Source organism: Geomonas agri (genome assembly GCF_020179605.1).
GTDB lineage: Bacteria > Desulfobacterota > Desulfuromonadia > Geobacterales > Geobacteraceae > Geomonas > Geomonas agri.
Map to the genome: position 1 here is coordinate 2,023,911 of NZ_JAINZO010000001.1, position 22,800 is coordinate 2,046,710.

The 22,800-nt window shown below is 56.4% G+C and carries 15 protein-coding genes and 1 tRNA gene; 10 read left to right on the forward strand and 6 right to left on the reverse strand.

What is annotated here, in order from left to right:
* Positions 1 to 92: 92 nt before the first annotated feature.
* Entirely contained in the window at positions 93 to 914 is an 822-nt protein-coding gene (locus K7R21_RS08785; protein WP_224982887.1) for a L,D-transpeptidase family protein, read from the reverse strand.
* Positions 915 to 1,140: 226 nt separating this feature from the next.
* On the opposite strand from K7R21_RS08785, the gene K7R21_RS08790 reads away from it, so the two are divergent.
* The 9 genes from K7R21_RS08790 (at position 1,141) to K7R21_RS08830 (ending at position 16,753) form a co-directional block, all read left to right on the forward strand.
* Positions 1,141 to 3,852: a PAS domain-containing sensor histidine kinase gene (locus K7R21_RS08790; RefSeq protein ID WP_224982888.1), complete on the forward strand. Its 2,712-nt coding sequence runs from the start codon at positions 1,141 to 1,143 to the stop codon at positions 3,850 to 3,852.
* Positions 3,849 to 5,231 (forward strand): sigma-54-dependent transcriptional regulator, encoded by a 1,383-nt coding sequence (locus K7R21_RS08795; protein ID WP_224982889.1) that lies wholly within the window; start codon positions 3,849 to 3,851, stop codon positions 5,229 to 5,231. The genes K7R21_RS08790 and K7R21_RS08795 overlap by 4 nt, the downstream gene beginning before the upstream one ends.
* A gap of 255 nt (positions 5,232 to 5,486) precedes the next feature.
* Entirely contained in the window at positions 5,487 to 5,858 is a 372-nt protein-coding gene (locus K7R21_RS08800; RefSeq protein WP_224982890.1) for a hypothetical protein, read from the forward strand.
* Between the two features lie 46 nt (positions 5,859 to 5,904).
* Positions 5,905 to 7,317, forward strand: a complete 1,413-nt coding sequence (locus K7R21_RS08805) for a DegQ family serine endoprotease (protein ID WP_224982891.1) — start codon at positions 5,905 to 5,907, stop codon at positions 7,315 to 7,317.
* 30 nt (positions 7,318 to 7,347) lie between these two features.
* Positions 7,348 to 8,766: a DegQ family serine endoprotease gene (locus K7R21_RS08810; RefSeq protein WP_224982892.1), complete on the forward strand. Its 1,419-nt coding sequence runs from the start codon at positions 7,348 to 7,350 to the stop codon at positions 8,764 to 8,766.
* 92 nt (positions 8,767 to 8,858) lie between these two features.
* On the forward strand, positions 8,859 to 9,122 hold the full coding sequence (locus K7R21_RS08815) for a hypothetical protein (RefSeq protein WP_224982893.1): 264 nt from the start codon (positions 8,859 to 8,861) through the stop codon (positions 9,120 to 9,122).
* A gap of 101 nt (positions 9,123 to 9,223) precedes the next feature.
* Entirely contained in the window at positions 9,224 to 9,562 is a 339-nt protein-coding gene (locus K7R21_RS08820; RefSeq protein ID WP_224982894.1) for a hypothetical protein, read from the forward strand.
* Between the two features lie 464 nt (positions 9,563 to 10,026).
* On the forward strand, positions 10,027 to 10,530 hold the full coding sequence (locus K7R21_RS08825) for a helix-turn-helix domain-containing protein (protein WP_224982895.1): 504 nt from the start codon (positions 10,027 to 10,029) through the stop codon (positions 10,528 to 10,530).
* Between the two features lie 253 nt (positions 10,531 to 10,783).
* Positions 10,784 to 16,753 carry a S8 family serine peptidase gene (locus K7R21_RS08830; protein ID WP_224982896.1) on the forward strand — a complete coding sequence of 1,990 codons (5,970 nt, stop codon included), beginning with the start codon at positions 10,784 to 10,786 and terminating at the stop codon, positions 16,751 to 16,753.
* Positions 16,754 to 16,875: 122 nt separating this feature from the next.
* Here the strand turns inward: K7R21_RS08830 and K7R21_RS08835 are convergent.
* From K7R21_RS08835 to ispG, 5 genes are all read right to left on the reverse strand, one after another.
* Positions 16,876 to 16,952 (reverse strand) — tRNA-Met (locus K7R21_RS08835).
* Between the two features lie 145 nt (positions 16,953 to 17,097).
* Positions 17,098 to 17,838 (reverse strand): 23S rRNA (guanosine(2251)-2'-O)-methyltransferase RlmB, encoded by a 741-nt coding sequence (rlmB, locus tag K7R21_RS08840; protein WP_224982897.1) that lies wholly within the window; start codon positions 17,836 to 17,838, stop codon positions 17,098 to 17,100.
* A gap of 183 nt (positions 17,839 to 18,021) precedes the next feature.
* Positions 18,022 to 18,744 carry an orotidine-5'-phosphate decarboxylase gene (gene pyrF / locus K7R21_RS08845; protein ID WP_224982898.1) on the reverse strand — a complete coding sequence of 241 codons (723 nt, stop codon included), beginning with the start codon at positions 18,742 to 18,744 and terminating at the stop codon, positions 18,022 to 18,024.
* A gap of 128 nt (positions 18,745 to 18,872) precedes the next feature.
* Positions 18,873 to 20,594 carry a proline--tRNA ligase gene (locus K7R21_RS08850; RefSeq protein WP_224982899.1) on the reverse strand — a complete coding sequence of 574 codons (1,722 nt, stop codon included), beginning with the start codon at positions 20,592 to 20,594 and terminating at the stop codon, positions 18,873 to 18,875.
* Positions 20,595 to 20,750: 156 nt separating this feature from the next.
* Entirely contained in the window at positions 20,751 to 21,797 is a 1,047-nt protein-coding gene (gene ispG, locus K7R21_RS08855) for a flavodoxin-dependent (E)-4-hydroxy-3-methylbut-2-enyl-diphosphate synthase (protein WP_224982900.1), read from the reverse strand.
* Between the two features lie 159 nt (positions 21,798 to 21,956).
* Here ispG and K7R21_RS08860 point away from each other — a divergent pair, with 159 nt between their 5' ends.
* The gene (locus K7R21_RS08860) at positions 21,957 to 22,610 is read left to right on the forward strand and encodes a hydrolase (RefSeq protein ID WP_224982901.1); all 654 of its coding nucleotides are present in this window, start codon (positions 21,957 to 21,959) and stop codon (positions 22,608 to 22,610) included.
* Positions 22,611 to 22,800: the final 190 nt, after the last annotated feature.

A 22,800-nucleotide genomic window follows, 5' to 3' on the forward strand; every position in this document is an offset into this window, starting at 1 on the left:
GAGACCTTTCCTCTTTCGTAGGGATAAATCGAGCGATCCCAATATACAGCAAGAGACACCTCATTGAATCACTTTTCGTAGCAGAGCAAAATTTACCTGCTGACATCGGTGACCACTCCGGAGTGAGCCACAAGCGCTGCTCGTAATTTTTCCGGGTTGACCAACGTGGCTAATCCCTTTCGTTCCAACAACTGCCATGCCTCCTGCGCGAGAGTCCCACCACCGGTTTCAGTTTCGTGAACCTCGACAAAGACATGCCCACCCACCAGCGCGACTTTGACAGGCTGATTGACGATGGTGACCTTTATCCCCACCGGGACACGCTTGAACAGTTCCAAAATATCTTCTGGATACAAGTGAATGCAGCCATGGCTTACCCGCATCCCTATGCCGAAAGGGCGGTCCGTTCCGTGAATCAGCACGGTTCCGATGGAAAGGCGCAAAGCGCGGTTGCCCAAGGGGTTGTCCGGACCGGGAGGGACCACCGCTGGCAGTTCCGGTTTTTGGGCCCTGATCGATGCGGGAACATGCCAGGCCGGATTTTCGATCTTCTCGATTACGCGGTAGGTCCCAAGCGGGGTGTCCCACCCCTCGTCCCCGATGCCGACCGGGTATGTGGCCACATGGTCACTTTCCCGCTCGCCGAACAGGTACAGGCGCATTTCGGCAAGGTTTATCACGATCCCTGAGTGCGCGGCCACATCGGGAAGAAGCCAGCGCGTCGGCAGAAGCACCGTGCTTCCCGGATCAGGAATAAAGGGGTCCAACACAGGGTTGGCGCCGGTTATCGCGTTGTAACCGATGTCATGGGCGCGGGCGATCTCCGGTAAGGAATCGTCACTGCGCGTCGTTGTCGTCTGCAGCCCTCCTCCCAGCCCTTCGTGGAACACGACGTCGGATGCCAGTGCCGCCATAGGCGAACCTGCAAGCAGAGTGAACAGCAAGACGGTGCTTGGCAAAGCTACCGCTAGTATAGAATGAAGAGCTTTCATATCGATTTCCTACACGGTAAAAATATTGAGGTAGAATACAACTAATTATTCATCCGGCTCTTCAAAGTGCAACTCCTGACTTTTGATCGACTACACTGTGGAAGACATCCTTTGAGTCCCACGGTGGAAAACAAGTAGGGAACCGCCTATGCCAGTTGTTTCACCTCCTTTGCCCCCGTCAGTCAACGCCCGTCAAAGTATCCTGCCATTTGCACTACTGGCTGTCGCCGGCCTGGCTGGCAACTATTTTGCCTTTACTTTCTTTTTGGACATCCGGTTCTTCACCGGATCGATCTTCGCGCTCTTGGCCCTGCAGCTTATGGGGCTGCGTATCGGTTGCGCGGTGGCGGCTGTTGCCGGGGCGGTCACCTGCCTTACCTACGGACACCCCTTTATCATGCTGCTTCTGGTAGCCGAAGTAGCCTCGGTCTGGTTCCTGGTTGTGCGCCGCAACGTCACCATGGTGCTCGCGGACACCTGTTACTGGCTTTTCGTTGGGATTCCCGCGATCTACCTGATGTTTCATCTGGCGCTGCAGCTCCCCTACGGGAGCACGACAATGACCATGGCAAAGCTTACCGTGAACGGTATCGCCAACGCCCTGCTCGCCCGGATGCTCTTTATGGGATGGGCAGCCTACTCCCGAAGCGTCCCCCTGTCCTACCGGGAAATAGTGCAAAACCTGTTTTCGCTCTTCGTACTGCTGCCAAGCCTCGTCATACTAGCCGTCAGCAGCAGGGCCGATTTCATAGAGACCGAACGCGCCATCAGCACCTCGCTAAACCAGGATTCGCAGCGGATCGACAAGCTGATGGAAACATGGGCGCTGAACCGAAAACAAAACCTTGCCGTGCTGGCCCAGACGCTTTCCGCGGCAACCTCGAGCGAAATTAGGAACTACCTGCTCCTTGCCACCAGCTCAGATCCAAGCTTCAAGCAAATAGCGCTTATGGACGCGAATGGTGAGGTCGTTGCCTTCTACCCGCCCCCCCGTCAGAGCGAGTCGTCCGAGGTGGGCCTAAACCTTGCCGACCGCCGCTATCTACCCCTGCTCAGGGCGTCCCTCACCCCGATTCTTTCCGATGTTTCCTTCTCCTGGAACGGATCCCCGCGTCCGCGGGTCGCCGTGCTCGCACCTGTAGTTAAAGGGGGCCGCTTTGCCGGTTATGTCTGCGGTGTGATAAGCCTGCAGCAGACCCGGGCACTGCTCGACAAGTTCACCGAGCACACTGAGAAAATCTATACGCTGTCGGACAAGAACGGCAGGGTCATCATGACCAACCGCCCGGCAGACACCGGGACGTCCCCCTCCGACGAAAACGCCGGAGCCTCCCCGATCTCCCTGCTGGGAAAGTGGCGCAGGGAAACGGACCGCTCAGGCGCCATGGTCACCAGGGCTACCGCTTACCGGTCGAAGATCGTGGTCGGGGAACTTGGCGAGTGGACTCTTACTCTGGAGCAACCGGCCGCTCCATTCCGGAGGGCACTGTACGCCAAGTACACAGAGAGGTTCACGCTGTTGTTACTGGTGTTGATCATGTCGCTGGGCCTCGCTGAAGTCCTGAGCCGCCGCATCATGACCAACCTGGAGCAACTGCTTCAGGTGACGCGTGCACTCCCGTCCCGGCTGGCCTCAGGGGCTACCGTCAGTTGGCCCGAGACCAGCGTCTTTGAAGCGAGCTACCTGATCGGCAACTTCAAGGAGATGGCCGGTTCGCTCCAGGACCAGTTCAAAAGAATCCAGGCCGCTAACGAGGCACTCGCGCGGCAGACGACGCTACTGCAGGAAAGCGAGGAAAAGTACCGGCTCCTCTTCGACAGCGCAAACGATGCCATCTTCATAACGGATATCGGCGGGCGCATCCTGGAGGCAAACCCGCTGGCCGTCGAACGGCTCGGATATTCCCGCTCCGAGCTTACCGGGATGTGCATCGCCGACGTGGAGACGAAAGAGGAGCGGCGCCCGCGGGAAGACCCCACGGAGCGACTGCTGGAAACGAAGTCCGTCACGTACGAAACGGTGCACAGACGCAAGGACGGTGCGCCGGTCTCTACCGAGGTGAGTGCGCGGCTGATCCAGTGGGGGGACCGGCCGGTCGTGCTGAGCATCTGCCGCGACATCACCGAGCGCAAACGGGCCTATCAGGCGCGCGTAATCGCCATGAGCGACCTCATAAGCGCCATCGCCCACCAGTGGCGTCAGCCCCTTGCCACCCTCGGCATGATCATTCAGCGCACCCATGCCTTGGGCTCGCGGCAGGAGCTGTCTCCGGAATACCTGGATGAGTTCAAGGCCAACGCCATGCGTCAGATCCACTACATGTCCGAAACCATCGACGAATTCCGGGACTTTTACCGCCCGGACAAGGAGCGCCAGGAATTCTCCCCCGCAACATGCATCGAGGAGTCCCTGAAACTGCTGGAGGCCCAGTTCGCCCATCACGGCATAGAGGTGCAATTAATCAGGGAGCCAGGTGCGGATCTTTTGGTGCGCGGGGGAGGAAACGAGTTCAAGCAGGTGATGCTCAACCTGTTGGGAAACGCGCGCGACGCCATCCAGGAACGTCGCAGCAAAGAGGGGGGGCCAGAGCGGGGCATCATAAGGGTGACGGTGGCAAGCCGCCGCCCCGGAATGCTGAACATCGAGGTCAACGACAACGGCTGCGGCGTGAGCGAGGAGACCGCCCCACGCCTCTTCGCCCCGTACTTCACCACCAAAAAGGAGAGCGGCGGAACCGGCATCGGGCTTTATCTCTCCAGGACCATCATCGAAGAAAGCATCGGGGGAACCCTCCGCTTCGTCCCCGATCAGGAAATGACAACCTTTTACATCGAGCTGCCCACGGGAAACCAACCATGAACGATCTGAAGAAAGTCACCTTATTGCTGGTCGAAGACGAACCGGATCTGCGGCACGAGACGGCCGCCTTTCTTTCGCTTTACTGCCGCAGGGTCATTGAGGCCGCCAACGGCAGCGACGCCTTGGCGCAGTTTTCCGCCCAAGCGCCGGACATCGTCTTAAGCGACATCCGTATGCCGATCATGGATGGACTTGAACTGACAGCAAGGCTGAAAGAGCTCTCCCCCGGCACTCCGGTGGTGCTTTGCACCGCCTTTACCGAAACCAGCTACCTGCTAAAGGCAATCGAACTCGGCATCAGCGCGTTCGTAAGAAAGCCGGCCGACGCCGACCAACTGCTGGCAAGCCTGACCAAGGCCGCGCTTCCCATAATCCAGCGGCGCGAGATCGACGGACTTTCCGACGAGCTGAGGGCGAACCTGTGGGAACAGTTGGGCGGAGCGCCGGCTCAGCGCTCCATGGCCGACCAGGTGGCAAAGGTTGCGAGAACCTCGTACAACGTTTTGCTGCAGGGCGAAACCGGGACGGGAAAGTCGCGGCTGGCGTCCCTCATCCACTCGCTTAGTCCACGCCGCACCGCGCCGCTGGTGACGGTGCAGATGGGAGCCCTCCCGGTGACCCTGGTTGAAAGCGAGCTTTTCGGACACGTTAAAGGTGCCTTCACCGGTGCTGATCGTACCCGGATCGGCCTCGCTGAACGGGCGGACGGGGGAACGCTTTTCCTTGACGACATCGAGTCTGCACCACAGGAGCTGCAGGCCAAGCTGCTGCGTTTTGTCGAGGAGAAACGTTTTAGCCAGGTCGGGGGAGCCGAGGAAAGAAAGATCGACGTAAGGATCATCGCAGCGAGCAACCTCAATCTCAAGGAGGAAGCAGCTGCCGGACGTTTCAGACAGGATCTCTACTACCGCCTGGCAGACACGGTGATCTCCATCCCCTCGCTGCGCTCCACCCCCGAGGCCATCTTCCCGCTCGCGCTGAGATTTCTCAGGGAGAGTTGCGAGGAACTGGGGCTGCCGTCCCCCCTGCTGGACGATGCCGCAATCAACCTTCTTACCGTTCTTCCCTGGCCGGGGAACATACGGCAATTGAAGAGCCTCATGCGCAGGGTGGTCCTGGAAACGGACGGGGTGATCCGGAGCAGCGACATCGAGGCACTTGCCGATCTACCCGTTAAACCTGAGGAGCGGACGTCGGCAGAGATACTTCTTCCCCCACCGTTTCCCTGTACCATGGAGACCATGGAGCGCTGGACCCTGGAGCAGGCTCTGCGCCACTGCGGCGGCAAACGCATGAAAACCGCGGCGATGCTCGCTATGAACTACTACACCTTCCGCCGCAAAGTGGAAAAGTACGGTCTCGCCGGCACCGAGGAGTGACGGGGGGCTCTCCCCCACTCCCCCCACCTATCTATTCGCGCTATCTATTTTCGATACCACTATCATCGCAGGACACTCCCCCCGGTCGCCGCTGCCGGCATAACATACTAAAATCACATAACCATCCCTCTGGCACGCCGCATGCTATCAGGAATGCATAAGCCCCTGTGCACAAGGTCGCGTACCTTGGCTGTGCCGCACCGCACGGTTGGCTGGTGGTGCCGGGCTAATATCTGACAGAGGAGGTAAGAAGCTATGAAGAAGGTGACGATGCTGGGGCTTTTGGGTTTGGTGCTCGCCATGTCGGGATGCGCGACGGACAGGTACGTCCAGGGACAGGTCGATCCACTGGCAGATCGACTGACTAAGGTCGAAGGAAAGGTGAACGCCTTGGAAACGCGGCTCACCTCGGATGAAGCCAAGCTGGAGCAGTACCATGCCAAGGACGACGCCAAGGCGGATCGTGCCGTGGAACTGGCTGGAAAGGCAGAGGGTGAAGCACGCAACGCCCTTGCCGCAGCAAATAAAGGCGAGGCTGCTGCCCAGTCTGCGGACCAGGCCGCCAAGGAGGCCGAAAAAGAGGCCAAGAAAGCGGAGAAGATCTTCCGCCTGGACCAGAAAAAATAGCCCGCCTGCCTGACGCACAAGGGAAAGGGGAGCCTGGAGAATTTCCATGAAACAGAGAATCCAACTGATACTATTGGCAGCCGGTCTCGCGACATTGACCCTGTTCGGCACCACGGCCCTGGCCGCGACAGCGCCAGGAAAACATCTTTTGAGACAGACTCCGGACTACGTGAAGCTCGCTGAGGACCTGACCCCGGCCGTTGTGAACATCAGCACCAGGAAGACCCTCAAGCCAAGCCGCCCGCAGTCATCCCTGCAGAATCCAGGGAACAGTGATCCATTCCAGGACTTCTTTGATCACTTCTACCAAGGCATCCCTGAACACTCTCAACCGCAAACGAGCCTCGGCTCCGGGGTGATCATCAGCGGCGACGGTAAGATCCTGACCAACTACCATGTTATAGCCGATGCCGACGAGATAACGGTAAGGCTCTCCGACCATCACCACTACAAGGCCAAGGTGCTCGGCACCGACGAAAAACTGGACGTGGCGGTGCTGAAGATCTCAGCCAAGGGCGCCCTGCACGCGGCGCCGCTTGGGGACAGCGACCGGATCCGCGTAGGGGACTGGGTGATGGCCATCGGCAACCCGTTCGGACTGGAACGCACCGTGACAGCCGGGATCATCAGTGCCAAAGGAAGGGTTATCGGCAGCGGCCCTTACGACGACTTTCTGCAGACGGATGCCTCGATAAACCCAGGCAACTCAGGCGGCCCGCTCATCGATGGCAAGGGTGAGGTAATCGGTATAAATACGGCCATCATCGCTTCCGGCCAGGGTATCGGCTTTGCCATCCCAATCAACATGATCAAATCCGTACTTCCCCAGCTGCAGCAAGGGAAGAAGGTGACGCGTGGCTACCTCGGCGTGAAGGTGCAGATGGTGACCGATGATCTGGCCAGCTCCTTCGGAATGGACGAGGCCAGAGGAGCCCTGGTCGCCGAAGTGACCAGCGGCGGACCTGCTGACAAGGCCGGGGTCAAGGCGGGCGACATCATAACCGAATTCGACGGCAAGGTGGTGCGTGATATGAATGAGCTCCCGCGTCTGGTGGCAGGGACCGCTGTGGGCAAGAACGTGCACCTCAAACTGCTCCGAGACGGAAAGACCATAGACAAAGCGGTCACGGTTGCGCTCCTGCCGTCGGATAGCGGGGCTGCGGCAAAAGCGGAGGCGTCCAGCATCGGCATTGCCGTACAGGACCTCACTCAGGAGTACGCCGCAAACGCCGGGATTTCCTACCGCAAGGGGGTCGTTGTCACTTCGCTTGAAGCAAACAGCACTGCGGAAGCGGCAGGTGTACAGGTAAACGACGTGATAACCGAGGTAAACGGAACGAAGGTGGCGACGGCAGCGGAATACGACAAGGCCGTAGCACAACTCAAAACGGGGAGTACAGCCAGGCTGCTGCTGAAGAGGGGGGAAACTTCCCTTTTCGTAGCCTTCCGCATCCCCTAAAAGCCTGCCGCAGACAGGCAAGGTGAAGTCATGGACCGTAAAAGACTGACACGCATACTCCATGGACGGAGCTGGGCACTCATCTTAATGATCGTGGTGCTGGTTTCCGGGTGCAAGAACGCACAGCAGGCGTCGGTAGTCGCGTTCCCTCGCTCCTTTTCGGAACTCGCTCAAAAGGTGCAACCCGCCGTGGTGAATATAAGCAGCACCAGTACCGTCAGGATCCCCGGCGATCCTTTCCGCAACTTCTTCGGGCAGGACGGTGATGCAACGGGTTTGAACGATTTTTTCGGCAATTTCTTCCACGACATCCCTGACCGTGCCGTGAAACAACAAAGCCTCGGCTCGGGCTTCATCATCGACCGCGGCGGCTACATCATCACCAACAACCACGTAGTGGACAAGGCGGACGAGATCAGAGTCAAGCTCTCTGACAGCAGGGAATTTTCCGCGAAGGTTGTCGGCCGCGACCCCAAGACCGATCTAGCTCTGATCAAGATATCGTCGCCCTTCAAGGCACTTCCGGTACTTCCTCTGGGGGACTCGGATAAGATGAGGGTGGGCGACTGGGTTCTGGCGGTTGGCAACCCCTTCGGGCTGGAACACACGGTGACCCAGGGGATCATCAGTGCCACGGGGAGGGTGATCGGCTCCGGCCCTTACGACAATTTCCTGCAAACCGATGCCCCGATCAACCCCGGCAACAGCGGCGGCCCCCTGATAAACATGCAGGGTGAAGTGATCGGCATTAACACCGCCATCATCCAGGGGGGACAAGGGATCGGCTTTGCCATCCCAAGCAACCTCGCCAAAACGGTTAGCGAGCAGATCAAGGAGAAGGGGAAGGTTACCCGTGGTTGGCTTGGGGTAACAGTACAGTCGGTCACACCGGAGCTCGCCCAGTCTCTGGCTCTCAAGGAACCCAAAGGAGCCCTGGTATCTTCGGTGGTGGCCGACAGTCCGGCAAGTGCAGCCGGCATCCACACAGGCGATGTGGTGATCTCCTGCTACGGACATGAAGTAACCAACGCCAACGACCTGCCGAGAATCGTCGCAGAGGCACCGGTAGGTAAGGAGATAGCAATTACCGTCATCCGGAACGGAAAGGAAATCCCGCTGAGAGTGACTTTAAAGGATGCCTCTACGTCGGTGGCGAGTCGCCCGGCCTTGACCTCGGAGAAAGATCTTGGGCTCACGGTCAAACCGCTCGATTCCTTACGTCAACAACGCAGCGGGCTCCCGAAAGGACGGGGGGTAGTAGTAACCGATGTCGACGAGGACGGTCCTTCCCGGATTGCCGGGATACGCCCTGGCGACATCATCCTTGAGGTCAACCGCAGGGTCATCCGGAACATTCATGATTTCAAACAAGCTCTCTCCGGGCACGGAACCCCGGTGCTGATGCTGGTACACCGGGGAGACGCAGAGTTCTTTGTCACGATTGGATAACCGACTCGTGGGCCTCACAGCCTCAGGGAGACCCCATGAGGGGCGAAGAGGAACAGGTAGGACAACATTGAAGCAACAACAGGAGGTGTACCATGTTAAGAACGATAGCAGCGCTAACAATGGCAACGATGGTAATGACCAGCATTCCCGCTCTTGCCCAGGGCAAAGACGAGTGCCTGCTGGTATCTCAGAACTGCAAGGACCAGGTGGACAGCATTCAGCAAAAAATTGCAAGACTGAACAAAGAGATAGCCAAAGGGAATAGGGTGTACACACCCAGCGAGATCAAGGTGCTGCAAGGAAAACTCAGGGAAGTCAACAACCAGTTGGACGTTCTGATGAGCCCTGGTCACTGATCATAAGCAGAATGGTTAACAGCATTTATGAGAATGTCTTGCAGCAGTCCCAGGGGCTGCTGCAAGACTGATTTATGACTGTTTAGATGAGGTGAAACCAGGTGGATCGAAACCTGAATCGAGAGTCATACCTTGAGGAGGACATCAGCGTCCACATTTTTACAGCTTCCGCGGCAATGGTGGGCGTCTGCCTTACCGTCATCGGACTGATCCGTGTTTTTACAAGCATGAGAAAAATCGACACACTAGCAGATGATATTTTGGCTGCTACTTCGCTTGCCTTCCTAATTTCATGCATACTTTCATACTGGGCCTTAAGGACCCGGAAGCACCGGCGAATGCACAAAATCGAAAGAATAGCCGATGGTGTTTTTATATTCGGTTTACTGTTGATGGTGATAGTCTGCGGGATTATCACATTCACCATAGAAGCAATATGAAGTAAAAATAGCGAAAAGCGGAACCTGCGTCGACATCCGCGCCTACAAAAACAAAAAGCCAGCTAGCTATTTGAGCTAACTGGCCGAAATGCCCTACTGCCCCAACTTACCCATATGACAAAGCTAATTAAAACCAAGTAAAAATTATCAACACCCCTAATTGGCACTAATCTTCCGCATGGGAATCCAGCTCCCTCAATCGGGACTTAATTACATACACCTCAATTCCCACAGTCACAGGCAAGCAACCTAGCTGGACGCAGCATTGCACTCCAGCCACAGCAGGAGACCGCCCTACTCTCACGGCAGAGTTTTATGACATATTTACCATTTCGCCAGTGGCGAATAAATAGCTCAAAAGTGCTAATTTGAAATATAAATTTGATTTTCCAGGCTGACCGAATAGAATTTCAATTATGGCTAATCTCTTAGACATAGTCTACAGTCGCGGCACTCCGGGGATCTTGATCTTCAATCTGGCAGGAGACCTGATTTTTTCAAATGAGGTCGCGATCGAGATGCAGGTCGTGACGCCAGGAGATGGACACAAGCAAGGATGGGTGCACGACGAAATTAGAAATGTATTACAATCAGTATTTAATTACTCGACGGACGACTTCGCATGCAGGACCGAACACCAAAACGTTGTCAATGCAGGAAAGCTCCCGTACTCGGCTCGCCCCTTCCTCATCGGGGGGGACGGCAAAGGCAGAATGCAGACCTGCATCCTGGTCCTGGTCGAAAAAGTCGTTAAGGAACACGAGGTCAACGTCGCCAGGTCACGGCAGAAATTTCGACTCACCAAAAGAGAAGCCGAAGTGGCCAAGTTCATAAGCAAGGGCTTCTCCAACAGGGAAATATCCGACAAGCTTTTCATCTCAGAGTTCACCGTTAAGAACCACTTGAAGCAGATCATGAAAAAGACCGGGGCGACTGCCCGGAGTCAGATCTTCGCGTTGCTTCAGTAGTACCCTGACGTACCTGCCAGGTTCACCTTTGCTCAAGACAGCGTCATTCTCTCTGGATCGGATTGCAAGTTTAACCCACCTCGGCACTGTTGAGCCTCACCTGCTGTCCTAACTGTCTAATGTTATGTTGTAGCTCGGTCATCTTTCGGACGCCGATAGGAGGGTAATTATTGGAACTCGATTGACAAATTTCCATTTACCCCAACAGGCTACAGCACCAAGAGGATTTGGAAATTAGAAGGAGGCGACGGCAATGAAAACACCTAATAAAATGGGGGTTGCTCTCTTTTATTTTTTGTCCTTGAATAGTATTGCTTATGCATTAGAGGGTAACATAACAGGCGTTGCAATAAATGGTTTCTTTGTCGATGTGAAAAATCCAGAAGCTGATACTCAAAAAATCCTCGGAAAAGAAAAAAATATAATCAAAAAGTGGATAGTTCAGTTCTCAGGATCAATCCATGAGGCTGACAAAAAAAAGATTCTGGATATCGGCTGCCGCATACATGATTACATCCCTGAGTTTGCGTTCATCGTCTCAATGGATGAAAAGACCAAGAAGAGAGTAGAGGGCTTTCCATTTATCCAAGGAGTGGTCAAGTATAAAGCCGAGTACAAGATAGAAAAAAAACTCGCCGAGAAGCTCGGAAAGAACGAAACGATAAAACAGTTCCACATCAGGGCTGATTCCGCTGAAAATATCTCAGTTATCCTGTCTGCTGTTTTAAAGAAAAAGGGTGTAATTCTGGATGTAGGACGGGCTGTGGCGAGAGTAAAGGTTGATTCTGGAGCAATCAACCAGATTGCAAACCTTGAGGAAGTAGTCTGGATTGAAGAAGCCGCAGATATGATGTTGCTGAACGATATTTCCAAATGGACAATCCAATCGTACATTCCTGAAAACACAACAATATGGGACAAAGGTATACTTGGTTACGGGCAGATAGTGGGCATCGGCGACACCGGTGTCGACTATGACATGCCATGGTTTTATGATCCTTTGGGAGTGCCTCTCGGCCCTACACATAGAAAAATCGTCGGGTATACGAGCTATGCAGACGATTATGACGGCACCTTCGGACACGGCACCCACGTATCGGGTACCGTTGCTGGCAATCGCACCCCAGTGGACGGCCTCTCTAACGCCAACGGAATGGCACCCAATTCCAAAATTTTCATGCAGGATTTAACGCCTGGTGATGAAAATTCCGTTTATCCTCCATCAGACCTCGGACTTTTGTTCAATACTCCCTATTACGCAGGGGCCAGGCTCCATACCAACAGTTGGGGAGCAACTGTCAATGCATATGATACGTTCGCCCGGACCGCCGACCTATTTATCTGGGAGAACAAGGATTTTCTTGCTTTCTTTGCCAACGGAAACTCAGGCGATGCCACAGGTACAGTCGGTACTCCGGCTACCGCAAAAAACGTCGTCAGTGTCGGAGCCTCTGAGAATGGTCTTAATGCGGAGAATCTGGCATCGTTCAGCAGCAACGGCCCCACTACGGATGGCCGAACCAAACCAACGGTCACTGCTCCGGGGGTAAATATTGTCTCTGCCGATTCCGACGGCATTCAAAACAGCTTCAACAGCGGAACGATCGCCATGAGCGGTACTTCGATGGCAACACCTACGGTCGCGGGTGCCGCCGCCCTTGTGAGGCAATATTATACGGACGGTTACTGGCCCAACGGAACGGCCAACGCTGCCAATGGTTTCGAGCCCTCAGCTGCCATGGTCAAGGCAACACTCATCAACAGCGCTCAGAACATGACCGGCAATTACACCGATGCCCCCATACCTTCCACCGGACAGGGGTGGGGAAGGATAAACCTCTCCAATGTTCTTCATTTTTTCGGCGACAATAAGTTTCTCAATGTAACTGACGTTACTTCCGGCCTGGTAACCGATGCAACATGGAGTCGGCGCTATTTTTCAGCAGGCGCCCAGATGTTAAAGGTAACGCTGGTCTGGTCGGATTACCCCGGGGCTGAGGAAGCAGCCAAAGCGCTCGTGAACGATCTCGACCTCACGGTAACCGCACCTGACGGCACCACCTATAAGGGTAACGTCTTCCAAAATGGTGTGTCCATCGCCGGTGGCAGTGCCGACAGGCTAAATGTTGAAGAGCAGGTTTTGATCCCGCCCACTTTGCAGCCAGGGAACTATACCGTATGGGTCACTGGCTACAATGTGCCATTCGGCCCTCAGCCTTTCACCGTGGTCGTCACGGGTGCCGCGGATATTACCTCAAAGGGATTCATCTATATTGACAAGACCAGATACAACGGCTCGGATACCATCAAGATCAATGTCGGCGACCGGGACCTAAATCACAACAGTTCGGCAGCCGAAACAGTGAGCGTAATCATCAAAAGCACAACAGAACCCGGTGGAGAGACTGTACAGTTGGTTGAGAGCGGGCCAGACACCGCGATGTTCACGGGTTCGATCGTTACCCGCAGTGGAGCGGCACAGACCAACAACGGGTATTTGGAGGTGGCGGAAGGGGATACCATCACAGCCACGTACCTTGACGCAGACAATGGCACCGGAACACCCTCGAGTACTTTTGCCACAGCTCTTGCCGATCTCAGTCCTCCGGTCATTTCGGCGATAACAATCAATTCAGTTGGCCAGGACAGCGCAACGGTCATGTGGACTACGAATGAACCGGCTTCGGCCGCCATCAATTATGGCGATACGAAAGTTTTAGGGGCATCACGGTCTAATCCCTGGTTCATGACCTCACAGGCCTTAACCATCAAGAATTTGAAAGAAGCCACTACATACTACTACGAGGTGAATTCCACCGACGAGGCAGGAAACATCGGTCGTGATAACAATGGTGGTGCCCTGTATTCATTCACCACGCTCAGTCTGCCTCCTGCCGTAACCGTGAATTCATCTAATTTCACGGTGACGTACCAGCCCGAAACCGTAATTTACGGTACTGCCAGCGACCCCTCGGGCGTTGCTTTTGTTGCGGTCAACGGCCAGCCGGCCTCCTATAGGCCCAGCGACGGCTACTACGAACTTACGGTCCCTCTAACCATTGGAGAAAATATCTTCACTGTAATTGCAACCGATACCCTCGGCAATTCAAATACACTCAGCATAAAGGTTACCCGCAATGTGCCGCCTGATCTTGCTATAACCTCGTTGGTCAACCCGGTGAAAGGAGGGTGGAACGAGCCCATCCACATAGAGAACAGCGTGTGCAACATCGGTTCAGGGACTTCTCCTGGCACGGGATATATCACATGGGTTCTTTCGGCCGACACAGTCATTTCTCCCGTCGAGGACAGAATGTTCGGCGCGCTCATATATGGGGATGACATTCTACCGGGAGAATGCGTATCAATACCTGTTGATATCCAACTTTCGCTCCCTATAAGCTTCGTATCAACCGCCTATTACGTGGGGGTCTGCGTTGATGCTTCGGATGATATATGGGAATCAGACGAAACGAATAATTGTCGCACGGGCAATAAAATGACCATTGAAGGTCCTGATTTGGTTGTGAGTTCCGTGTCTAACCCGGCCACCGCACTTACCGCAACCAGTTTCACCGTCTCAAATACTGTCACCAACATTGGTGTGGGAGCGAGTCCAACGGTTGACGTCTTGATATACCTTTCCACTGATCCCATAATCACTACGTCGGATATCATTATCGGCTACAGGCATATTCCCCTCCTCGAACCTGTTGGTTCACCCTCTAAATATCCTTCTGAGTCACGCGATAATACTGTCGTGACGATCCCCAGTACAGTTCCCGGGGGTACTTATTACATCGGTGTCATTGTGGACCCGTATAATACAGTCAAGGAATCTAATGATGCAAACAATGCCCGGACAGGTACCCCCGTCACCGTAATCGGGCCTGACATTGAAATGGCTTCCGTGAGCGGCCCTGCCAGCGGTTCTATTGGTCAGGCCATCACGGTCAGTAATACGGTCCTCACGAGTGCAACCGGCGGCGGTTCGTCCGGATTTAATGTAGCCTTGTACCTGTCAAAAGACAGCATGATCAGCACTTCTGATATCTACCTTGGAAGTCGTTATGTGAATGGTCTCGTGGCGGGCGGGTCAAGCACGTCCGAGATGACGCTCACCTTGCCTTCTTCAGTATCTCCCGGGACGTACTATATTGGCGCCATAGCGGACTATGACAATAAGGTGCTGGAATCCAACGAGATGAACAACGCCATTGCGGGAAACCAGATCGAGGTTGCCACTAGCAATCCCGCTGGTGTAGTGCTCACCCCGACGACAGTGTCGGTCACCGAAGGGGGCGCCACCGCCACCTATACTGTGGCGCTCGCAAGCCAGCCATTGGCAACCGTAACAATCTCCGTCACACCCGATAGCCAGGTTACCGTGGACAAGGCCGCGCTCACTTTCACAACGAGCAACTGGAATGTGGCACAGAGCGTTACGGTTACGGCAGTAAACGATGCTGTGGCTCAAGGGGCGCATACCGGGACCATCACGCACCGGGCCTCCGGCGGCGGCTATGATGCCGTGACGATCAGCAACGTCACGGCAAATATCACCGATAACGACGCCGCCGGGGTTGTAATCACCCCGACGACAGTATTGGTCACCGAAGGGGGCGCCACGGCCACCTATACTGTGGCGCTCGCGAGCCAGCCATTGGCAACCGTAACCATCACCGTCACACCCGATAGCCAGGTTACAGTGGACAAGGCCGCGCTCACTTTCACAACGAACAACTGGAATGTGGCACAGAGCGTTACGGTCACGGCAGTAAACGATGCCGTGGCTCAAGGGACGCATACCGGTACCATCACGCACCGGGCCTCCGGTGGCGGCTATGATGCCGTGACGATCAGCAACGTCACGGCAAATATCACCGATAACGACACCGCCGGGGTTGTAATCACCCCGACGACAGTATTGGTCACCGAAGGGGGCGCCACGGCCACCTATACTGTAGCGCTCGCAAGCCAGCCATTGGTAACCGTAACCATTACCGCCACTCCCGATAGCCAGGTTACCGTTGACAAGGCCGCGCTCACTTTCACAACGAACAACTGGAATGTGGCACAGAGCGTTACGGTCACGGCAGTAAACGATGCCGTGGCTCAAGGGGCTCATACCGGTACTATCACGCACCGGGCCTCCGGTGGCGGCTATGATGCCGTGGTGATCAGCAACGTCGCGGCAAGCATTACCGATAACGACACCGCGGGGGTTATAATCAGCCCGACGACAGTGTCGGTCATCGAAGGGGGAGCCACCGCGACCTATACTGTGGCGCTCGCGAGCCAGCCATTGGCAACCGCAACCATCACCGCCACACCCGACAGCCAGGTTACCGTGGACAAGGCCGCGCTCACTTTCACAACGAGCAACTGGAATGTGGCACAGACCATTACGGTTACGGCAGTAAACGATGCTGCGGCTCAAGGGGCGCATACCGGGACCATCACGCACCGGGCCTCCGGTGGCGGCTATGATGCCGTGGTGATCAGCAACGTCACGGCAAGCATCACCGATAACGACACCGCCGGGGTTGTAATCAACCCGACGACAGTATCAGTCACCGAAGGGGGCGCCACCGCCACCTATACTGTGGCGCTCACGAGCCAGCCGTTGGCAACCGTAACCATTACCACCACACCCGATAGCCAGGTTACCGTGGACAAGGCCGCGCTCACTTTCACAACGAGCAACTGGAATGTGGCACAGAGCGTTACGGTTACGGCAGTAAACGATACTGTTGCTCAAGGGGCGCATACCGGTACTATCACGCACCGGGCCTCCGGCGGCGGCTATGATGCCGTGGTGATCAGCAACGTCACGGCAAACATCACCGACAACGACACCGTCAAGCCTGATCTGGTTGTGAGCGGACTGTCCAGTCCTGCGCAGGCTAAAAATGGAGTCACAATCACGGTTAAAAATACGGTTAGCAATGTAGGTGGAGGATCTTCTGGCGGCTTTTTAATCGGGATATACTTGTCGAGTGACAACTTAATTACAAATTCTGACATCTATATTGGAAGTCGCTATGTAGGAGGGCTCATGGCGGGTGCTTCGAGCACGGGCAGCACAACAGTTACTTTGCCTCCTTCACTAGGGGCAGGTACATATTATATCGGAGCCATAGCGGACTATAACAATGAAGTGTCGGAACAGGTCGAGACAAACAACGCTTCTGTTAGTAATAGCAGGCTACGCATAAAGTAAGGGCAACACAAGTAATCAAGGTGATCTGCATCAGATGACTGACTGTTACCGCGACTGAATCCCATGGTACACATGGAACGAGAAAAGGGGTTAGCCATTACGGCTACCCCCTTGTAATCGTTTGGTTGCGGGGATAGGATTTGAACCTATGACCTTCGGGTTATGAGCCCGACGAGCTACCAGACTGCTCCACCCCGCGTCACGAACAACTTGACCTTTATACTACACGATTCCTCACAAGTCAATGTAAACATTTGATGAAAGCGAACAGGGATAAAGGGGATAAAAGGGGTAACTGCAAATCACTTGATCTTAGATCCCTTGCCTCCTTCCATCCTTCTACCCTAGCTGCAAAGCCTCTGACGCACGACCTCGAAAAGGAAAATGCCTCCTGCTACTGAGGCGTTCAAAGAGTTAACTCCTCCTTGAAGGGGGATGCTAACCACTTCGTCACATCCCTTCCGGACCAGGGGGCGGATCCCCTCCCCTTCCCCACCGATCACCAGGACGACTCGACCGGTGAAGTCCTGCTGATACAAGGTGCTCCTGGCAGAGCCGTCGGCGCCGTAAATCCAGAAACCACTCTTCTTCAACGTTTCCAGCGCCTGGGATATGTTGGTGACCTGCACGACGGCTACCGTCTCGGTGGCTCCAGCAGAGGATTTCTCGACTACGGCGGTGACACCTGCGGCGCGGTCTTTTGGGATGACGACGGCATGGGCGCCGGCGCACGCTGCGCTGCGGATCAGCGCACCAAGGTTGTGCGGGTCCTGTACACTGTCGAGAACAAGGATCAGCCCGCTCGGGTTGCCTTCGAGTCCTGCCAGCAGGTCATCCAGATCGGCGTAGGGAAAGGGCTCGACTTTCAGGGCGACGCCTTGATGGTGCTCAGTGCCGCACAAACGGCTCAAGTCGCCCTTCTCGCGCTGCCGGATCGGGACCTTCTTGTCGGCGGCCAGCTTTAAGAGCTTCTCCAGGCGCTTGTCGGCGCTGGTGCCGGCGACGAAAAGTTCGAAGATGCGACGACTGCCGCGCAAGGCTTCGGTGACCGGGTTCAGGCCGTAGATGATTTCTTCTTTTGACATATTAAGCCCTCAAAAAGGTGGAGCTCCCTGACGTGAGAATTTGTGCTCACGGGAAGCTCCGTCGATGGTGCAATTTTATCAGCCGCGCGGTCTGAGGGGGGGGCGAATGATTAATCGCCCCTACAGGTAGACCGCTGCCCCCCTCCAAACCTCCCCCCTCCGGGGGGAAGAGCAGGTTCGGGTCTAGCCGGCGACGATTTCGTCGACGATCTTCTGGGCGGCTTCAGCCGGGCTCTGGGCGGCGGCGATGGGACGACCGATGACGAGGTAGTCGGAGCCCGCCTTGACGGCTTCGGCCGGGGTCATGATACGCTTCTGATCGTCGGCCGAGGCGAAGTTGGGACGAACTCCCGGGGTGACCACGAGGAAGTCGTTGCCGCAGGCTTCCCTGATCAGTCCCACTTCCTGGGGGGAGGCGACAACGCCGTCGACGCCAGCACTCTTGGCCAGCTTGGCGAGCTTCACAACCATCTCGGGGACCGGGAGGTCGATGCCGATACCGCGCAGGGTTTCCTCGTTGGAGGAGGTGAGCACGGTGATGGCGAGCACCTTGGGACGCGGAGTGCAGCCGCTGAAGTTCTTGTCCAGGGTCTCCATGGTTGTGTTCATCATCTCGTAACCGCCCATGGCGTGCAGGTCGCAGAGCTGGACGCCGAGATTGGCGGCTTCGAGGGCAGCCATGGCGACGGTATTGGGGATGTCGTGGTATTTCAGGTCGAGGAACACCTCGCCGCCGCACTTCTGGATCATGCGGACCGCGGCGGGGCCGCAGGCGGTGTAGAGCTGCTTGCCGACCTTGAACATGCCGACGTGCTGGGAAAGGAGCTCCGCCCAGTACTGGACGTCACTGAATTCCTTCACGTCCATGGCGAATATGATCTTCTTGATTGCTTCTTCTCTGGTCATAGTTGAATCCTTTTAAATTCTGAAGCTAACCACAGAGGGCCCGGAGGTCCACAGAGGTCTCAGAGGAAACCACTTCCGCTCTCTTTATCCTCTGAGCACCGTTGTGTCCTCTGTGTTCCGCTTATTAATTATGCCTGCAGCGCCTCTTTCACGGCGGCCTTCACCTTGGCTACGGCTTCGGCTATCGGGAGGATCTCCACCTCGCCGCCCCTTCTCTCCTTAAGCTCCACGTTGCCCTCTGCCAGCGTCTTGGCGCCGACGACAATGCGCAGCGGGATGCCGATCAGGTCGGCGTCCTTGAATTTGAAGCCGGGACGCTCGTCACGGTCGTCGAGCAGCACTTCCACGCCTGCTTCCATGAGCTCGTTGTAGATCTGCTCGGAGGCGACCTTCACTTCGTCGTCCTTTGCGGAAAGCGCGGAAACGATGCAGTGGAACGGCGCGATCGGAATCGGGAAGATGATGCCGTTCTCGTCGTGGTTCTGCTCGATGCAGGCGGCGACGGTACGCCCAATGCCGATGCCGTAGCACCCCATGAAGATGATCTGCTCTTTGCCGTTGGCGTCGAGGAAGCTGGCGTTGAGGGCCTTGGAGTACTTGGTGCCGAGCTTGAAGACATGGCCGACTTCGATGCCGCGCCAGATCTCCAGCTTGCCGCTGTCGCAGCGCGGGCAGGCGTCGCCGATGACTACGTTCCTGATGTCGACGTACCCTTCCACCTGAAAGTCGCGACCGATGTTGACGTTCTTCAGATGGGTGTCGGCGGCGTTGGCGCCGGTGACGAAGTTGTGCATCCCCTGCAACGAGAGGTCGGCAACGACCTTCACCTTGCCGACCAGGCCGACCGGGCCCGCGTAGCCGGTGGGAGCACCGGTCACCTTGAGGACGACGTCGTCTTCTGCCATCTCGAGTTCGGCAGCGCCCAGATGGTTCTTCAGCTTGATCTCGTTGAGATCGTAGTCACCACGCACAAGCGCCACGACCGGTTCGCCGTCGGCGACCAGCACCAGGGTCTTCACGACCTGGGTCGCGTTCACGCCCAGGAATGCGGAGACGTCTTCGATGCTTTTCCGGCCGGGGGTGGCAACATGCTCCATCGAGCGCGGGTCGGCGTGCTCCACCGCGTCGTTCCTTTTGGTCTCTGCTTTCTCCATGTTGGCCGCGTATTCGCAGCAGGAGCAGGAGACGATAGCGTCTTCGCCGGAGTCGGCGAGCACCATGAATTCGTGGGAGTAGTTACCGCCGATGGAACCGGTGTCGGCTTCGACGGCACGGAATTTCAGGCCGCAGCGCTCGAAGATGCGGCGGTAGGCCTTGTACATCTTCTCGTAGGAGACGTCCGCACCAGCCTCGTTCACGTCGAAGGAGTAGGCGTCCTTCATGATGAACTCGCGGCCGCGCATGAGGCCGAAGCGCGGGCGGATCTCGTCGCGGAACTTGCCCTGGATCTGGTACAGGTTGATCGGCATCTGGCGGTAGCTGCGGATCTCCTTGCGGATCAGGTCGGTAATGACTTCCTCGTGGGTCGGCCCCATGCAGAACTCGGCGTCCTTCCTGTCCTTGAAGCGCAGCAGTTCCTTGCCGTAGAATTCCCAGCGCCCCGACTCTTTCCAGAGTTCGGCCGGCTGTACGGCGGGCATAAGGAGCTCGATCGCGCCGGCCCGGTTCATCTCCTCGCGGACGATCTGCTCGACCTTGCGGATGGAGCGCAGCCCCAGCGGCAGGTAGTTGTAGATGCCGGCGGCGAGTTTCCTGATCATGCCGGCGCGCAGCATCAGCTTGTGGGAGATGACCTCCGCGTCAGAGGGGGTTTCCTTGACGGTGGGGATGAAATACTGGGAATAACGCATTCGTTCGACCTCTAAGTGAATTTAAAAGCAAAAAGCAAAACCTCTCACAAGGAGAACATCTGAGGAAATCTGAGACTACAAAGACGGAGAAAAACATGTAAGTCTTAGGTTTTCTCAGACGTTCTCAGATTTCCTCCTTGTGAATGGTTTCAGGTTTTAAGGTTTCAACACTTCTTCTATCAGCGCATCGGCAAGCTTATCCTGGGGAACTTTGCGCAGGATCTCGCCGTGCTTGAACAACAATCCTTCTCCCCTGCCGCCGGCGATACCGAAATCGGCTTCGCGCGCCTCGCCAGGTCCGTTCACGGAACACCCCATGACGGCCACGGTGATGTTCTTGTCCAGGTGTGCCAGGCGACGCTCGACTTCTTCGGCTACGGGGATGAGATCGATCTGGCACCTGCCACAGGTGGGGCAGGAAACGAAGTTGATGCCGCGCTGCCTAAGCCCCAGCGACTTCAGGATGTCATAGGCAACACGCACTTCGTGCACCGGATCGCCGGTGAGCGATACGCGCATGGTGTCGCCGATGCCCTGGTGCAACAGGATACCCAAGCCGACGGAGGACTTGATGGTGCCGGAGAAGATGGTGCCGGCCTCGGTCACACCGATGTGCAGCGGGTAATCCACCGCTTCGGAGAGGAGTCGGTATGCCTCCAGCGTCCGCAGCACATCGGACACCTTGATGGAGATCTTGATCTCGCGGTAGTTGAGCTCTTCCAGTATCCTCACATGCCCCAGTGCCGACTCGACCATCGCCTCAGGTGTCGGATGCCCATACTTGACCAAGAGCTCCTTCTCCAGCGACCCGCCGTTGACACCGATCCGGATCGGGATCTGCCGCTCGGCGGCAGCCTTGACCACCTCGGCCACTTTCCAGCGCTCGCCGATGTTGCCGGGGTTCAGGCGCAGCCCGTCGACGCCAGATTCGAGCGCCTGCAGGGCCAGCTTGTAGTCGAAGTGAATGTCGGCGATCAGCGGCATGGGACTGCCGGCCTTGATGGCGGCCAGGGCTTTTGCTGCGTCCATGTCAGGGACCGCGCAGCGCACGATCTCGCAGCCTGCCTCGGCCAGACGACCGATCTGCCCCAGGGTCGCGGTCACGTCTCTCGTGTCGGTGGAACACATGGACTGTACGGAGCAGGGAGCGCCGCCACCGATCGGCACGTTGCCTATTTTTATCTGCCGGGTGAGCTTTTTCATAGCGGGACATACTAGCTAAATCTATGGGGAAAAGCAAGGAAGGATCACCCCCCACCGTCATTGCACGCAGCAACGGCGAACGGCGATTTCCTGCGCCACTAATTAGCGGGAGGACTATACTGTGCCTATTGGAGGTAAAAGACACAGGAGGTAGCTGTCATGAGTAAATTGGATCTGCTGAATCCAACCAACAGCACGGTCATCTTCATCGACTTCCAGCCTCAGATGACTTTCGGCGTTGCCAGTATCGACCGGCAAACACTTTTCAACAACGTCATGATCTTGGCCAAGGCCGCCAGGATTTTCCGCATTCCAACCATTCTCACCACCGTTGAGACCAAGAGCTTCTCGGGGAACATGTGGCCCCAGCTCCTGGACATCTTCCCGGACAACGACATCATCGAGCGCAACTCCATGAACTCCTGGGATGACCCGAAGTTCGTTGAGGCGGTAAAGGCCACAGGGCGCAACAAGCTGATCATGGCCGCGCTCTGGACGGAGGTGTGCCTCGCCTTTCCTGTCCTGGAAGCCATGAAGGCCGGCTTCGAGGTGTACGCGGTAGAAGACGCCTCGGGCGGCACCAGTGTCGCCGCGCACAACGCCGCCATGCGCCGGATCGAGCAGGCCGGGGCGGTGCCGATGACCTCGCTGCAGGTAATGCTGGAGTACCAGAGAACATGGGCCCGCAAAGAAACCTACGACGATGTCATCTCCGTGGTGAAAGAACATTGCGGCGCCTACGGGCAGGGGGTGGAGTACGCCTACACCATGGTGCATGGTGCGCCGGCCAGCCGCGCGAGCATCCTGAAATAGGATTGCCCATCCCCAAGGTGTCTATATACCCTCGCACTTTGGGAGAGGGTGGCCGAAGGCCGGGTGAGGGTATTTGGCACTTCGTGGCAACGCCCTCACCCCGCCCCCCTCCCGGGGGGAGAGGGAGAATGGACAGGGGCTGATGCATTTTCAGGATTTAAAGGGCTGTATGTTCGGCAGGCAGGGGCTC